Source organism: Candidatus Cloacimonadota bacterium, assembly GCA_021734245.1.
Taxonomy (GTDB): Bacteria; Cloacimonadota; Cloacimonadia; order Cloacimonadales; family TCS61; genus B137-G9.
Genome location: JAIPJH010000021.1, coordinates 18,342 through 34,817, shown reverse-complemented (window position 1 = coordinate 34,817; position 16,476 = coordinate 18,342). Strand labels below are relative to the sequence as shown.

General features: G+C 35.3%; 12 protein-coding genes. 7 read left to right on the top strand and 5 right to left on the bottom strand.

Features of this window, described 5'->3' with window-relative positions:
- Positions 1–882: 882 nt before the first annotated feature.
- From K9N40_05050 to K9N40_05035, 4 genes are read right to left on the bottom strand one after another with little or no spacing between them, the layout of a single operon-like run.
- Positions 883–2,235: a type I 3-dehydroquinate dehydratase gene (locus K9N40_05050; protein MCF7813820.1), complete on the bottom strand. Its 1,353-nt coding sequence runs from the start codon at positions 2,233–2,235 to the stop codon at positions 883–885.
- Complete coding sequence (gene aroC / locus K9N40_05045; protein MCF7813819.1) at positions 2,229–3,575, bottom strand: chorismate synthase; 1,347 nt, start codon at positions 3,573–3,575, stop codon at positions 2,229–2,231. Before aroC ends, K9N40_05050 begins: the two co-directional genes overlap by 7 nt.
- 26 nt (positions 3,576–3,601) lie before the next feature.
- Positions 3,602–5,137: a hypothetical protein gene (locus K9N40_05040; protein ID MCF7813818.1), complete on the bottom strand. Its 1,536-nt coding sequence runs from the start codon at positions 5,135–5,137 to the stop codon at positions 3,602–3,604.
- Between the two features lie 56 nt (positions 5,138–5,193).
- A complete protein-coding gene (locus K9N40_05035; GenBank protein ID MCF7813817.1) occupies positions 5,194–5,529 on the bottom strand; it encodes a hypothetical protein in 336 nt (111 codons plus the stop codon).
- A gap of 159 nt (positions 5,530–5,688) precedes the next feature.
- Here K9N40_05035 and K9N40_05030 point away from each other — a divergent pair, with 159 nt between their 5' ends.
- The 7 genes from K9N40_05030 to K9N40_05000 all read left to right on the top strand — a co-directional run bounded on the left by K9N40_05030 (position 5,689) and on the right by K9N40_05000 (position 12,425).
- Positions 5,689–5,997, top strand: a complete 309-nt coding sequence (locus tag K9N40_05030; protein MCF7813816.1) for a hypothetical protein — start codon at positions 5,689–5,691, stop codon at positions 5,995–5,997.
- Positions 5,998–6,023: 26 nt separating this feature from the next.
- Positions 6,024–7,223, top strand: a complete 1,200-nt coding sequence (folP, locus tag K9N40_05025; protein MCF7813815.1) for a dihydropteroate synthase — start codon at positions 6,024–6,026, stop codon at positions 7,221–7,223.
- Positions 7,223–7,966, top strand: coding sequence for a diadenylate cyclase CdaA (gene cdaA, locus K9N40_05020; protein MCF7813814.1), 744 nt, complete (start codon positions 7,223–7,225; stop codon positions 7,964–7,966). Before folP ends, cdaA begins: the two co-directional genes overlap by 1 nt.
- 256 nt (positions 7,967–8,222) lie before the next feature.
- Positions 8,223–8,642: a DUF559 domain-containing protein gene (locus tag K9N40_05015; GenBank protein MCF7813813.1), complete on the top strand. Its 420-nt coding sequence runs from the start codon at positions 8,223–8,225 to the stop codon at positions 8,640–8,642.
- A gap of 1 nt (position 8,643) precedes the next feature.
- Positions 8,644–9,273: a dephospho-CoA kinase gene (gene coaE / locus K9N40_05010; protein MCF7813812.1), complete on the top strand. Its 630-nt coding sequence runs from the start codon at positions 8,644–8,646 to the stop codon at positions 9,271–9,273.
- Positions 9,274–9,282: 9 nt separating this feature from the next.
- Positions 9,283–11,901: a T9SS type A sorting domain-containing protein gene (locus tag K9N40_05005; protein MCF7813811.1), complete on the top strand. Its 2,619-nt coding sequence runs from the start codon at positions 9,283–9,285 to the stop codon at positions 11,899–11,901.
- A gap of 95 nt (positions 11,902–11,996) precedes the next feature.
- Complete coding sequence (locus K9N40_05000; protein ID MCF7813810.1) at positions 11,997–12,425, top strand: hypothetical protein; 429 nt, start codon at positions 11,997–11,999, stop codon at positions 12,423–12,425.
- A gap of 56 nt (positions 12,426–12,481) precedes the next feature.
- Here the strand turns inward: K9N40_05000 and K9N40_04995 are convergent, their stop codons facing one another.
- Positions 12,482–16,456 carry a PAS domain S-box protein gene (locus tag K9N40_04995; protein ID MCF7813809.1) on the bottom strand — a complete coding sequence of 1,325 codons (3,975 nt, stop codon included), beginning with the start codon at positions 16,454–16,456 and terminating at the stop codon, positions 12,482–12,484.
- Positions 16,457–16,476: the final 20 nt, after the last annotated feature.

The following is a 16,476-nucleotide window of genomic DNA, read 5'->3' as shown; positions in this document are numbered from 1 at the left end:
TTGCACAAGAGTTTATTATTAATCATGCCATATCCTTCGATACGTCGTTTCACTCCTACTCAGGATGACTTATTTTTTAAATGGTTCAGTATTACCACGAGTTTCTGAGTTGCCACGAGTTTCAACTCGTGGAGAGAGAAAAAAAAAAATAGAATAATTCGGGTTTTAATCCCTCAATTGGGCTAAAGCTCATTTCTTTTTTTACTCAATTCAATCCCCGCGATAAATCACGGGGCAATTCATTTGGACTGGACTTCAGGCATGACTGGAGTTCAGGGCAAAAAACGATAATACAAAAATCCTCAAGTCCACGCGGAACTTAGCGAAGGCGGAAGGATAGACGGATTCATATTTCGTCGTTTGCCAGGGAGAGTTCCTCAATATGACGGCGTATTTTTTCTGTCATTCTGCAGAATATTTGGAGTAAATCGATTCTTCGATTTTAAGTGACAGCGTCGTTTGCTAAATATTTTCTTCTTGAACATGCCATATCCTTCGATACGTCGTTTCACTCCTACTCAGGATGACTTATTTTTTTTAAATGGTTCAGTATTGCCACGAGTTTCAACTCGTGGAGAGAAAGAAAAAAAATAGAATAATTCGGGTTTTAACCCTCCAACTGGGCTAAAGCCCATTTCGTTTTTACTCAATTCAATCCCCGCGATAAATCACGGGGCAATTCATTTGGACTGGACTTCAGGCATGACTGGAGTTCAGGGCAAAAAACGATAATACAAAAATCCTCAAGTCCACGCGGAACTGAACTCGATTCTTTCCGTCAGCTTCTTTCGAAAATTCTTGAAATTGCTGTCGGAAAGATTAATCATGCCATATCCTTCGATACGTCGTTTCATTCCTACTCAGGATGACAAAATAAGTCTGTTATTGATTTTTTATTTCTTTCGCAAATTCTTGCAGTTGTCTTTCCGCCTGCCACTTCCAAAACTGTTTTCCGTCAACGCAGGGAATTTCTTTTTTCTTACAGAATTCTATTAATTTTGTATCTTCAATTTGATAGGGAAGATCGATCACTTTCCTGAACTTACTAATCCCAGTTTCTTTGCTGAAGTCTTCATCTTTCATCCCAATTGGAGCGCAGTTGATCAGCAGATCAAATGACAGCTTTTTTGCTTCTTCAATCTTCAGGAAATCACAATTAAATTTTTCCGCTAAAATGTGACCTTCGGAAACATTGCGGCCGGAAATAAAGATATTGCTGAAACCGTTCAAACTATTAAGGGCTGTTCTTGCCATCGCTCCCGAACCAAAAATTAAAACTTTATCAGCAATCGTAACAAAATCCATATCTAAAATTTTGTAGAAAGCTTCCTGATCGGTATTCAGGTAAAAATCTCGATTTGGAATATAAAGGTTTATTGGCTGGCGAATGATACTTTTTTTGAAAGGCATCGTAACAGAAAAACCAAAAAATTTATTAAAAAAACGACAATTTTCGAGCCATCTGAGAAAATCATTTATTCCATCTGTTTCAAATGGGAAATAATAAGCATCCAATTTATTCTTTTGAAAATAGTCGTTATAAAATTTCAATCCCAAAGAATGTTCGATTTGCTTTCCACCAATAATTCCACCGATTTTGGAGTTAGGTGTAATCTTATGCAAATTATAAAGATCAACATCAGAATCAAGTATCTGTCCCAAAGCTGTTTGATTGTTTTCCAAACCAATAAATGTACCTTTTGCTCCCAGATGTTTGTGCAGAAGCCGGCTGATTTTTCCCCTGTTTCCCAAGCCGGCAAAGATAACAGGTTTCTTGCATTTCGCTATCAGATTGTAAATTCTTATCAAGCTGGTGTATGAATCCACACCAACAGCAATTTTGATAAACCGCGCATCAGAATTATTCATGCTATCAATGACTTTTTTCAGTTTTTCAAAATCGAAATCATTAGTAAAATCGTGATAGGAAAGAATGAGATTTTCTGGATTGATTAGTTTTTTTTCATATTGCTGTACTTCAAAATCTACCAGGCAGTTTGATTGCTGAATTGCTTTTTTGTAAAATTCAACTTTGTCTTTTAAAGGAAAATCATTTTTTCCACCTTCAGAAATATCTCGGATCGTAACGATACTTGTTTCATCGAGTATTTCCTGTGGGAAATCGTTCAAATGTTCATTGAAATCAAGGCGATATTCTTTCCACGGAAATTTACGGTTTTGTGAATGTTTTGTTACAAATTCTGAGCTAAAAAAAGGAATGGATAGAATCAGCATTTTTTACTTGTATCACAGTCACTCCTGACTGTGTAAATTGTATCCTGCATATTTTTGCTTTCTGCAATTATATTTTTCCATATAGACTCAATCAAATCTTCAGAAATACCCAACTTACCAGCTTTTTCCTGTAGTGATCTCAGTAGCTCTTTTTCACGCTGAAGATTTTCAATTTTCAATTGACTATATTTTTTGAATTTTCCGATCAATTTACTGATCTCCATTCTTCGTTTTATAGCGATCAGAATATCTTCATCGATCTTGTCGATTGCTTCACGGTAATCCGATAAATCCTGTTTTTCATTTTTTACTAATTTCTGATAACTGATCGCATCTGCTAAAACAAGTTTAATCATTGCTTTTGCTACCGGAATTAAGCGAGGAATGATGCAGACATCGTGTCTGCCACCAACTGTGATTTTAGTGTTTTTGCCATCGTGAGTAATCGTCTTCTGCTCAATATTTATGGAAGAAGTCGGTTTTACAACGAATCGGAGTTTCAAGGTTTGTCCAGTAGAGATGCCACCCAGAATTCCACCGGAATGATTGGATAGAAATCCGCTTTCCTCCAATTGATCGTTTGCTTCACTTCCAGTCAGTTTTGCCAGTTCAAATCCATCACCAAATTCGATGCCTTTAACTCCTCCAATAGATAAAATGGCTTTTGCCAGGTTGGCATCCAGCTTTTCAAAAACCGGATCTCCCAGACCTGAGGGTAAATTCTGAATCTTTACTTCGACGATACCTCCTGTAGAATTTCCGGATTTCCTTATTTCTTCTAAATATAATTGAAGTTTTTCGAAAGAGTCTGAATCTGGCCAAAGTAATTCATTTTGATTTTTTCCGATTTTTGAAGCAGTAATTTTACCAATTTGAACAGGATATATATTTATCTGAATATCCTTTAAAATGTCATTAACCATTCCAGCAGCGGCAACTCGAGAAATAGTTTCTCTGCCGGAAGCTCTTCCACCACCTCGATAATCGTAAATTTTGAATTTCTGGAAAAGTGAATAATCAGCATGACCGGGGCGAAAAACATTTTTTAAATGCTCATAATCTTCTGGTTTTGCATTTTTGTTGTAAACCACCAGGCAGATTGGCATACCTGTTGTTATTCCATTCAATACTCCAGATAGAATTTCGATTTTATCTGCTTCCTGGCGGGTTGTAAGGAATTTGCCTTTTCCCGGTTTACGTTCATCCAGAGCTTTCTGGATTACTTTTTGCGGAAACTCGATTCCTGGTTTCACATCTTCAATTACCAGTCCAATTGCAGGACTATGACTTTCACCAAATGCGGTGAAGCCTAAGAATTTATCGTATGTGTTAGATTTCATGATTCTGAAATTTTGGAAATATTTTATTAAACATCAATTCTCTCAAAATCGAATTTTTTTTTCCAAGAATCATCCTTGTCACGAAAAGAAATGAAAGAATTTACAACTTCTTTAAGAGAAATGTTTTTATTTTTTGCTTGATAATGTTTTAAATAGCTACCATCTTGAAATTCAAGAATAAAACCTTGGATTGGATCTCTTAAAGTTTGTATAAAATCAAAATCCTTAAATGATAATATCGCATAATCACTAGTTCTAGATCTTAAATTTTTAATTTCTCTTTCTAATTGTTGATTTGACGGATTTCTAATTATAGTTTGATCACAAATTGTTAACTCGCAGAAATTATCAGATTTTATTTTATTTTTCATACAAGACTTTAGTTTACTTTGTAAATTTTCTAAATCATTGGGAGATAATAAGATTAACTGAAAATTTAATTTCCTTGCTAAAGAAATTTTTTCTTCAGTTTTTTTATCATATTTTTTATTTCCTATTAAACCTAAATATTCTATATAAGTGTTATTGACTATCCAATCTGCTCTTTTTTTTCTTCTTGGATTAAAATCATTATCAATTGGGTAAAATGGTTCTTTTTCATGAATAATGTCATTTCTATATAACCAATCATCTATTTGCTTTTCTTCAAGGGATTTACATTCATGTCCATCCTCTGAAACACATCTTATCCCCCTCTTTCCTACATTTACAAAATTTGGAGTTGCGCCAGTTAAAACCATTGCAGAAAACCATGTATCGTAGTGCTGTTTTATGTGATCTAAACCACCCATTTTTAAATACAATTCAAATACATCATTTAAATTATTATTTGGAATTCTTGATGTGAATTTATAATCTAAAATATTAAAATCTGTAGGTGGTATAAAACCACACAACTTAACAAATTTGGGTATCAATTTCTCGAGTTCTTTTTTGGTTGGTGATTCCAATACATCACCAAAAAAGCAACAGTTCTTGAATCCATTTGCACCTAGATATAACCAATTTGGGTAATCTATTATTCGAAAAGATTTTCCGCTAAACTTGCAAATTCTTTCATGTTTATATTTATTGTACCATTTAATAATTCTGTTTAAATAATTGACTTTGTTAATCATCATTAAATAATTTTGTTCATAAACATGATCTTTTATTATTCTAATCATGTCTGCATTTTTTTTTATGTGGACATAATAACCCCAAGCTTCATTCAAAAGGTTATGAAATTCGTCAAATTCAATATCAGTATTAAAATACTTTGTAAAAACATCGAGATGTATTCTTTTTAGAAAAAAACCTTCTATAAAGATTCCATGTTCATCAATATCTTTATTTAAAACTTTAAAATATGAATTTATATCGAATAATTCTACTAAAATTTTGTGGAATTTTGTTTTTGATAAATCCTCAATGTGGTGTAACCATGCTTTTCGTTGTTCAATCTGATAATATTGTAATCCGTTTTCAATCGGATATTTAGCATAATAACCTCTACAGATGCTTGTAGGATATTTATAATATTTAATGTCGTATTGTATTAAAGGTCGTTTATGATTAGTCATTGTTAACTCTTTGAAGCCAAATCAGCATGAAAAAATTATAATGAGAAAACATAATTTTATTTTGATTCTGAAAAAAATATTTTTCCAATTAACAAATAAACTATTTTAAAAGCATCTAGCAAATTATTATTGAAATCATTATCGGTTTTTTTTAAATTTGTATGTTTTATTTTCTTTATAATTTTTTCTAGATGGTCAAAAGAAATGTCTTCAAGTAAATAATCAAAATCTGATTTTGTGTTTTGATCAGTTAAAGTTGAATTTAGTACGTCAATATCAGAAATTATAATTTCTAATAAATCATAATTATTATTATTAGCACCAAGTTTCATAATACTTTCTATAATACTTCGTAAATCAGATTCAAGATAAGTTAAGTCAGTTTGAGCCATTTTCTCCTCCTTAATAAATTTACGTGTATATTTTTTATATCGCAAATAATTGCCTTTTTTGTTTTTATGTCAAATCAAAACTCTACAAACATAGATTTAATGAATCCAAAAAATGTTTTTGTTTTTCGGTATTTTTCATCAGAGTTAATCTGCGGTTAAGTGAGATTCTTCCCAAGAGCAGCGTGCAAGCTACGTCAGAATGACGAAAAAAGCCGTCATGCTGAGGTTACTCATAGCTTTGCTTACGAAGTATCTCGTGAAAGTTCTCACAGCTTTTCTTCTCGTACCAGCAAAGAGATTCTTCCAACTTGTGCCGGCGTAGTTTTACCAAGACGCAAGAACAACCTTCGTAGGACTCTTCAGAATGACGCTGATTATGATATTTTCTTAGCGGCTTTTACTTCGTGGCTTATTCGCTCTGCTGTTAAAATCAAAAGAAAAATTGACATGAAAAACACTCATCTTTGAATCGGAAAAAAGTTGTAAGGAAAGAGATGAATAGAATTTTAACGATCAATAATTTGGATGATGCCAGGCGTGAATTGCACAAGATAAAAGTTTCATCGCAAGGTGTAGAAGTAATGGCACCAAAATGTTTGGTAATGAGCATCAAATTGACGAATATTCATATTGGAGCAGCGAACATTTTAAAGCAGGAAATGCTTTCGATCGGAGGAGATGCAGCTGTAGCACGTGGTGTGGTGAACGGCATCGAGAAATGCAGTGATGTAATTTTATTGGGAAATGCTGATAAAATTAAAAAATTGATCAGAAAACTGGATTATCAGGAAATTTTTGGTCTTCCGAACATCAAAAGTGATCTGCAGAAAATGTTGAATTCAAAGTTGAAATCCGAAAATAACAAAATCAGCTTGAAGCATGGCGAGATTGATCTTTCCAACCTGAATATTATGGGAATTTTAAATGTAACTCCCGACAGCTTTTCTGACGGAAGTGAATTTTATGATGTAGATAAAGCAGTCGAACATGCCTTCCAAATGGAAAAAGATGGAGCGGATATAATCGATATTGGTGGAGAATCTACGCGACCGGGAGCAGAAAAAGTTAATGTTCAAAAAGAGTTAGATCGGGTGATTCCGGTAATCGAAAAGATCAGAAAAAAATCTGATATTCCAATTTCGATTGATTCCTATAAATCTATCGTGGCAAAGCAAGCTTTAATGGCCGGAGCAGATATGATCAACGATATCAGTGCCCTTCGATTTGATGAAGAGATGATAGATATTTTGAAGGAAAATCCCGAAGTTCCAGTAATCTTGATGCACATGTTGGGAACTCCTGAAACTATGCAGAAAGATCCGTTTTATGATGAAGTGATCGAGGAAATTTTGGATTTCTTTGAGGAAAGAATTGGATTTTGTAAAAATCATAATGTTGACGAATCTCGATTGATCATCGATCCTGGAATCGGTTTTGGAAAAAGGCAGGAAGATAATCTGACAATTTTGAAGAAACTGGCAGAATTCAGATGCTTTGGAGTTCCGGTTCTTATGGGAGCTTCCCGAAAAAGTTTTATTGGCAGAATTTATGACAGCATTCCTGCCGAAAGATTGGAAGGCAGCCTGGCTACGACCGCTCTGGCTTTGGAAGCAGGAATAAATTTTATTCGCGTTCACGATGTGAAAGAGCATAAACGATTCGTGCAGGTTTGGCAGGAAACAAGGAGAAATTAATGGAAATTTTAATTCCCAGTTTAAGTGATATTTTAGATATTTTGATCATTGCTTTTATTCTTTATCGTTTCATCATTTTACTGCGAAAAGTTGGTGGTTATCAAGTTCTTATCGGCATCATTACAGCAGTGGTGATCTACTTTGCTGCAACTTTCCTGGAATTGAATATGGTTACTTCATTGTTGCAGATCTTAAAAGAATATTGGGTGATTGTTTTCATCATAATTTTTCAACAGGAAATTCGTTCACTATTCACGCGACTTGCCCAAAGTCATGACCTTCGTTCACTTTTTTCCAGTGCCAAGAAATCGGTTTATTCTCCACTTCTGAATGCAGTTTCAATTATGTCTTTTCGTAAGATAGGTGCTTTGATCGTTTTTGAAAATAACCGTAAATTGAATGATTATATTGAATCTGGAGAACTCATTGATGCTCAGATTTCGGTTAAACTTCTACTAACGATCTTTAACAATAAAACCATTTTACACGATGGAGCTGCAATCATTCGAGGAGATCGAATTCAAGCTGTGAAAGTCGTCTTGCCGCTTTCCGAAAATATTGAATATGCCCAGAAATTTGGAACGCGTCATTTAGCTGCAGTTGGAATCACGGAAAATACAGATGCCTTTTCAATCGTAGTTTCCGAAGAAACAGGACGCATCTCAGTTGCCAAAAATGGTGAACTCATCACTGATCTTACCATCGATGAACTCTCCCAACGTATAAAAGATGAGACGAGATAATCATAATGAAAATATTCCACTTTTGCTCCCTACCAAGGGAGCTGTCCGACAATAGGAGGACTGAGGGTTTAAAAAACAAAATAACCTTTATTTACTGCCTAAAATTCCAAAAAAACAAATACAGAACATCTCCCATTTTTAGAGGTAAAATTGAATTTAAAATTACAGCTTCCCACTTTCGTTCCTTTGCAGCGGGTGCAGTTCAAGATAAGCAAGAATGAGGTGGTAAAAATAATAAACTTCATAATTGGTAACTATGAAAATTCCATATGATTCAGAATTGCTGCCAATAGCTAGGAAACTACGTAACAATTTAACTTATTATGAAAGAAAAATCTGGAATTATTTGTTACGAGATAAGCAATTGTGTGGTTATAAGTTCACAAGGCAGAAGCCAATTCTCAATTATATCGTAGATTTTTATAGTGCAAAATTACTATTAGTAATAGAAATTGAAGGTGAAATACATGATTATAAGCTTACCTACGACAATTCAAGAACTGAGCGAATTAAACAATTGAAAATAAAAATTATAACAATCAAAAATAGTGAAATCGAAGAAGATTTAGAAAAAACTCGAGATAAATTAGTAAAAGAAATTCGAAACCGAGAAAATGAAATTTTAAGTAACCCCCTTGAATCCCCCTTAGTAGGGGGAGAATTAGGGAAAAAATAATATGAACTCCTCCCGCCCTTTCCTGATAGCTGTAACAGGCGGCATTGCCTGCGGTAAATCTGCTGTTTGTAAATGGTTTGAAAATAAAAACATTAAAGTTTATTACTCAGATAAACTGGCCCATGAAGTTTTGCAGGAAAATGATGTAATTCAAAAATTGACCGATAATTTCGGAGATGAGATTCTGAGTAATGGTAAAATTGATAGAAAAAAACTGGGAAAACTGGTATTCAATAATCCTCAGAAACTTGCAAAATTAAATAGAGTAATTCACCCGGAAGTTTTAAGGAAGATTCACGAGATTATTTTATTTTCAGACAGTGATTATTTGGTGTTCGAAATTCCACTATTATTTGAAAGTGGTCTGCAAAATGCATTTGATCTTAGTATGAATATTTTTTCAGAAGAGTGTAATCAGGTGGAAAGGATAGAAAAAAGGGATAAGCTGTCGACAAATGAAGGTTTACAGAGAATTCAGGCACAAATGAACAGCTATGATAAACAAAAATTAGCTGACATCAATATCGAGAATAATGGCACAATCGCAGAATTGAACCAGAAACTGAACAACCTCTGGCCTCTGATAAAAAAAATGAAAAAGCAAGATATTCAAAATATTATGAAAATATAAGGAGCAGAAATGAGTAAAAATTTCTTTGCAATTCTAGTAGTGATCATTCTAATTTCAATGATCGTTTTTATTCCACATAAGCAGACAAGAAAGAAAATAATACATCCCGAGTTTATAGAAAAACCTTTTGGCGGAAAGATCAAGAAAGAACCCAAAGCTTTGCCCAATGAATGGTCAGGTTATCAGCGTTCATATCCCTATCATACCATAAAGCAAACATCATATTTGAATGCTTTGGATGATGCAATGGAAATGCATCGAAAGGCTGATAATTCTCGTGATTATTCCTGGGAACTTTCCGGTCCCACCAATATCGGTGGACGAATCACTGATATCGAGATTCACCCAAACAGTCCTTCTACCTGGTACATTGGAGCTGCGTCTGGCGGAATTTACAAAACAACTAATGAAGGAGCAAACTGGCAGAATGTTTTTACCGATGCACCTGTGATATCAATTGGAGATATTGCAATCGATCCTGATAATGAGAACATCATTTATGCCGGAACCGGAGAAGCGAATTCCTCCAGCCAGAGTTTTGTAGGAAATGGAGTTTATAAATCTACCGATGGTGGAGACAGCTGGGAGCATAGCGGATTGGAAAATTCAGCTTATATCGGCAGGATAATTGTAGATTACAATGATTCACAGCGTATTTTTGCAGCTGCTACTGGAACTTTGTTCAGTCCCAACGCAGAACGCGGAATTTATCGCAGCGATGATGGCGGCTTGACCTGGGATAATAAATTGTTTGTAACCGATTCCACAGCTGCTATCGATCTGGTGCAGCATCCTACATATCCAAATATATTGTATGCCAGCATGTGGGAAAGAATGCGGGGCAGAAATTATCGACGTTCCGGTGGATATTCTTCGGGAATTTATAAAACTACTGACGGTGGCGACAGCTGGGAAGAACTTACAAACGGACTTCCCGATAATGAATATGTCGGCAGGATCGGGCTGGCAATTGCCGAATCAAATCCTGACGTTTTGTATGCTTTCTACGATCAGCAACCGGTTTATGGATATTCCTTTCTGGGAATATTTAAAACTATAGATGCCGGAGCCAGCTGGACGCAAACTAATGATGGAAACATTGACGACATGAATTCCAGTTTCGGCTGGTATTTTGGTCAAATTCGAGTTGACCCAGCCGATGAAAATAGAGTTTATGCTTTGGGAGTTGCTCTTTGCCGCACCGAAAACGGCGGTGATAACTGGCAGGTAATTGCCGATTATGGCAATACCTGGGAAATTCATGTTGATCATCATGCCATGGTTATCGATGAAGTGACTGGCAGGATCGTGGAAGGTAATGACGGCGGACTTTATACAAGTTATGATTATGGTAATAATTGGGAGAAGATAAACAATTTACCTCTCACTCAATTTTATGCTATCGATGTTGATTATCAGCTTCCAGAGAGAATCTACGGTGGAACACAGGACAATAATACAATCCGAACTAATACCGGAGCTCTGGATGATTGGGAAGCAATTCTGGGTGGAGATGGATTTTACTGTCGGGTCGATCATACAAATTCCAATATAATTTATGCCGAATACCAATACGGGCAACTTCATAAATCTACAAATGGCGGTTATAATTTCAATTTTATTGCCAACCAGATGGACAACGACAGAACGAACTGGTCTTCTCCTCTGGCAATGCATCCGATCGATCCTGAAATTCTTTATTTTGGAACGTATCGCGTCTGGAAAACCGAAAACGGTGGATATTACTGGGAAGATATGAGCGGAGATATCACAGACGGAGATGATGGAACAGGTTATCACACAGTTACAACTATCAACATTAATCCAACTTTTCCAAACATGGTAATTGCCGGAACTGATGATGGCAATGTTCATGTTTCTAATGATAATGGAGAAAACTGGACAGATGTAACAGCCGGTTTACCGGATCGCTGGATAACGCGAGTTGCCGGAGATTCTTTTGATGAAAATACGATCTATGTAACAGTTTCCGGATTCCGTTGGGATGAACCGCTGCCGCATGTTTTCAAATCTACAAATTTAGGCCAGGACTGGATAGACATTTCTTCCAATCTCCCTGAACTGCCTATAAACTGCATTGCTCTCGATCCCGAAGTTTACGGTCGAATTTTTGTCGGCTCGGATGCCGGAATTTTCTACACAGAAAATGGGGGAGATGAGTGGTTGAGCCTTTCGGATGGAATACCAAATGTTCCGATAATCGATATTAATATACACAATCCCAGCCGCACACTCACGATTGGAACTTATGGTTGCTCTTCTTATAAATTAGATTTGAACGATATTACTTCATCTCCGCAAAATAATATCCCAACATCTATGGCAAAATTATACCAGAATTACCCAAATCCATTTAATCCCAACACAACTATTTCGTTCAGTTTGCAAAGCTCGGATGCCCGATATGCAAAAATAGAAATCTATAATGCAAAAGGTCAAAAGGTGAAGTCATTAGACTCTGCACAATTTGATGGAAATGGCACATATTCAACCGTCTGGAATGGAACCGACAGCAATGAAAAATCTGTTTCCAGCGGAGTTTATCTGTACAGACTTCTGGTAAAAGATCAGGTTGTTTCTGCCAAAAAAATGAACCTGATAAAATAATTTTCTTGAATTTATCGAGAAAACAGTTAAATTTTATAAAAGATGTTTGACATAAAATTTGTGTTTAACGAAGTGGGAAGAAGCAGGAGGTAGCAATGAAAAGATTATTGATTTTACTCACGATTATGCTGATAAGTGTAATGTTGAATTCTCAGGTGATTGAGAATGCTTTCAAACCAAGCTTGTTGACGCCTTCCTTTTTGAATCCGAATAATTTTTCAATGAGTCATTCCGTGAAATTCATGGGTGGTTATTCTTCCAATAATCAAAGTTTTTACGAATCTGTTTATACCAATCATCTAATGTATAAATTCAAACCAAATTTAAATTTGAAGGTAGACTTAAATTTCGTAAATTTTGGAACTGCAACCTACAAAAGTGGCATCGAGTTTGAAGGAAATGACGATAATCAGAGCAAGGTTATGCCGAATTTTCAGCTTAATTGGAAGCCATCTGAAAGCACAAGCATAACAGTTGAATTCAAGCAATATCACGATCCGATGAATTACTATCGGCGCTGGTAAAAATAGAAGATATTTTGAAAAGCCTTCCGAGTTCCTGGAAGGCTTTTTTTTATTTGTTATACTTCATCCGAAAACGTAAAATTATCTTTTTCGAATAATTCTAAACAGGCATCTACCACTTTGGGATCGTAAAGTTTCCCGCGATTCTTTTTGATTTCTCCGATAGCCATTTCTGTGCCCAGAGAGGGACGATACGGTCGGTGGGAAGACATCGCTTCCACAACGTCTGCCACGCAGATAATTCTTGCCATGATGTTGATTTCATTACCTTTCAATCCCTGCGGATACGATGATCCGTCGTAACGTTCCTGATGCTGCAGAACGATCTCTGCTACGGGCCACGGGAAATCGATTGATTTTAAAATATCATATCCGGTTTGCGGATGCGTTTTTATCAGGTTGAATTCGGTATCAGTCAATCTGCCGGGTTTGCTTAAAATTTCTGCCGGAACATTTATTTTACCAATATCGTGAACCAACGATGCAAGATTTAAACCTTCTATATCATGTTTACTAAGTTTCATTTTCTCGGCGATTGCCGTGGAAAGTTGAGCAACTCGGCGCTGATGACCAGCTGTGTATGGATCGCGCATTTCCACCGCAGAAACAAGGCCATTTACTGTTTCCGCCAATAACTTTTGAAGTTTTTCATAACTCAGTTTCAGCTCTTCTTCAGCGTTCTTCAGGTTGGTCGTATCGATGCGCACGCCGCTTTCAAATTTATTGCCGAAACCATCTTCAGTTTCTACTCTGCGATCTTCTATCCAGAGATATTCACCATCTGCTTTGCGGATTCGGCACCAGAGAGTTAACAATCCTTTTCGTTTATTGTCTTTCCATTCAGCGTATTTTTTCTCGACGAACTCAATATCATCTTCATGAACTAATTTGAAGAAAAAATCAGGATCCTGCTGGAATTCTTTAGCTTTATATCCTAATAAATGTTCAACGTTATCAGAAATAAATTCCTGTTTTCCGGCTGTTTCAAAAAGAACAATATTGGGAACACTTTCCAGTACTGTAGTCAATCGCATTTGCGTTCGCAAAAGGATTTCTTCGGCAGATTTTCGTTTGGTGATGTCATTGATGATTCCATCCTGAAAAACCCAGTTATCATCTTCATCATAAACGGCTTTTATACTGAGAAGAGCCCAGAATTTAGCGCCGTCTTTACTTTTTAACTGTAGTTCAAGATCATCAACTACACCTTCAGATCTAAGTTGATCGATAACTTTCTTTCTGTCATTCAGATCGGCATAAAATTCTTTCGTATTTATATTTATGATCTCTTCTTCGTTTTTGTAGCCAAACATCTTAACAAAAGGATGATTTATTGATATCAATTTACCTTCTGGAGTAGAACGGAAAATACCAACCGGCACATTGGATTGCAATGAATTAAGTTCTTTCAAACTCTCATCTCTCTGCAGCTCTGCCTGCAATCTTTCCTGCATTTCGTGTTGCAATTTCTCAAATGTTTCTGCATTCTTGAGAGCGGTGGTAGCATGATTTGCCAGAATCTCCATGATCTCTGCATTTTCTGTAGTGAAATTTGCTCCCATCTTATTGAGGCAAATAGCACCATAGATTTTTTCTTCTGAAATCAGCGGAGCTGCCAGAATCCTTTCATTATCCAGTTCTGTAGTGCCGGGAATCTGGAAGCCATTATCTTTTTGAGCTGTATCGTTAAAGATCATCACTTTTTTATTTATAATAGCTTTTCCTGTGTAGCTGTTATCTATCTCGATAGGTGTATTAGCTATTTCTTCTTCGAATTCAGGATCTATTACCACAATTGGTTTTAAGGTTTTATTGTCATCATCCAAAAGATAAACGGCACAGCCATAAGCATTTAAAAGATCCATAGCTTCCATGGTTATCTTGCGTGTAACTTCTTTAAAATCCAAACTGGAATTGATCTGTCGAGCTGTGTTGAGCATTAATTTCTGGGTCATGGAAATTTTCTTGAGTGAATTGGAAAACCGCATTCTTTCTATTTCGTTGGAAACTAATTTTGCCATAGTAGAAAAAACGTGTTGTTCCATATCAGAATAATTTCTAATTTTAGTATCTAATATGCAAATGGAGCCAAAATATTTCTGCTGATTGTAAACGGGAAAGCACATAAGAGAATTCAAGCCATATCTTCCGCTGAATTTTATTATATCACTGAATTCACTATTTTCAATATCCTCAATTATCAAAATATTTTCTTTTTCCTGGAAATTCTTAAATCTCAATAGTTCTTCGTCAGATTTAAAATCTGGTGGTAAATTATGAGAAGAGAAGATCGAATAATCATTTTTGATGGGATTTTTTAGAACAAGCAAACTGCATGTGGAGCTCAAGATCTGGCTAACTTCTTTAATGATAACATCTATATTTGACTGAGCATCACGTCCCAGTTTTGCAAATATATCATTCAATTTCATCAAGCGTTCTTCGGCTTGTTTTTGCGCAGTTACATTTCTGGAGCTAATGATAGCGCCATGTTCATATGGTGCTATCGTAATATCCCAGATCTTATCTTTGTAAGCAAGATCGGAAAATGTTTTCTGTTTTCCATTTCTGATGCAATCCACCAAGTTGCCAAACATATCTGTTTTGTGCCTGGCAGCATAATCGATGTACATACGATCTCCAATTTTTGGTGGGCGACTGCGATTATTTTTTACTGCCAGATTGAATCTTACGATCTCTCCTTTTTTATTTACTACTATAGTTTCTACAGGATTGTTTTGAAACAGTGCATTGTAGAATGCTTCATTTGTTTTGATTTTTTCTATTTCTTTGGATTTATCAAGATTGATTTTTTTTAGAGTTTTAATCTCATTTTTTAATTTGGATGTAGAATCCTGGATCTTATTCTCAATTTCGTTTTGCTGAAATTCAAGTTTTCGTTTCATAGATTCTATCTGGCTAAGATCTTTTACTGTGCTTTGAATTATCCTTTTTCCGTTTATGTTAATTACAGAAAACCAAACTTTTGCCTTAAAAGTTGTTCTATCTGCTTTCTTAAAAGTCCATTCGAATTCTTTATTGCCTTTTTCAAATACTTCTTTCGTATATTCTTCTGCTAATTTCTTTGATGAAGTGCCGTTTGGCTGATATTTTGGTGAATAATCTTCGGGGTGAGTATTCAGTAAAAAATCTTTTTTATCTAATCTCAATAACTCCAAAGCCTGTTGATTGCAATCTACAATTCCTTCTTTGCCATATAATATAACTGCATCCATCGTAGTTTCGAAAAGAGATTTATACTTGTTCATGTTATCTGCGATCGATTCTTTAGTTTGAATATTCTCCGTTATATTCTTTAAGGAACCAACGACCTTGCATTTATCCAGGTTTTTGTCGATAATGAATTTTGCTGAACATAAAGTCGTGATTTTACTTCCATCCAAATCTTTGAAAGTTAAGGTGTAATCCTTTACGTATCTTTCTTTTGTCAATTTGGATATAAAGGCATCGATATAATCGATATTATATACAAAATCTTTGATGTTAGCACCGATAATATCTTCAATGGAATAGCTGGAATTTTCTAAAATTGAAGGACTTATCTGCAGAATTCTGCCTTTTGTATCTGTTTCAAAATAGACATCCTGAATGTTTTCAAAAATCCTTTCATAATCCATCAAGCTTTTACGAAGCTGCATTTCTATTTTATTTTTGTATAAAGCCATTTCCATAGTTGCTATCAATTCTCTTTCCCGGAAAGGTTTTATCAGATAACCGAAAGTTTCAGTCAGTTTTACTTTCTCGATCTTTTCTGCATCGGCATAGGCTGTGAGGAAAACAACAGGAATATTTGTGCTTTTTATATCTTCTGCCACCTGGATTCCACTGATTTTGTCATCCAGCATAATATCCATCAGGATTATATCGGGTTTCTGCTTTGGAATTTCTGAGATTGCTTGTTTTCCAGTTCCAATTACATCGATTACATCATAATTGTTTTTTATGAGAGTCTTTTTAATATCTTCTGCAATGATTATTTCGTTTTCTACAACCAGAATCCTTTTTTTCATCAATATTTCCTTATATCATT

What these genes read in the sequence shown, in the direction of transcription:
- K9N40_05040 (MCF7813818.1), bottom strand. Translation starts at nt 5,137, where the DNA reads ATGACTAATCATAAACGACCTTTAATACAATACGACATTAAATATTAT.
- folP (MCF7813815.1), top strand. Translation starts at nt 6,024, where the DNA reads ATGAATAGAATTTTAACGATCAATAATTTGGATGATGCCAGGCGTGAA.
- aroC (MCF7813819.1), bottom strand. Translation starts at nt 3,575, where the DNA reads ATGAAATCTAACACATACGATAAATTCTTAGGCTTCACCGCATTTGGT.
- coaE (MCF7813812.1), top strand. Translation starts at nt 8,644, where the DNA reads ATGAACTCCTCCCGCCCTTTCCTGATAGCTGTAACAGGCGGCATTGCC.
- K9N40_05050 (MCF7813820.1), bottom strand. Translation starts at nt 2,235, where the DNA reads ATGCTGATTCTATCCATTCCTTTTTTTAGCTCAGAATTTGTAACAAAA.
- K9N40_05015 (MCF7813813.1), top strand. Translation starts at nt 8,223, where the DNA reads ATGAAAATTCCATATGATTCAGAATTGCTGCCAATAGCTAGGAAACTA.
- cdaA (MCF7813814.1), top strand. Translation starts at nt 7,223, where the DNA reads ATGGAAATTTTAATTCCCAGTTTAAGTGATATTTTAGATATTTTGATC.
- K9N40_05035 (MCF7813817.1), bottom strand. Translation starts at nt 5,529, where the DNA reads ATGGCTCAAACTGACTTAACTTATCTTGAATCTGATTTACGAAGTATT.
- K9N40_05005 (MCF7813811.1), top strand. Translation starts at nt 9,283, where the DNA reads ATGAGTAAAAATTTCTTTGCAATTCTAGTAGTGATCATTCTAATTTCA.
- K9N40_04995 (MCF7813809.1), bottom strand. Translation starts at nt 16,456, where the DNA reads ATGAAAAAAAGGATTCTGGTTGTAGAAAACGAAATAATCATTGCAGAA.
- K9N40_05000 (MCF7813810.1), top strand. Translation starts at nt 11,997, where the DNA reads ATGAAAAGATTATTGATTTTACTCACGATTATGCTGATAAGTGTAATG.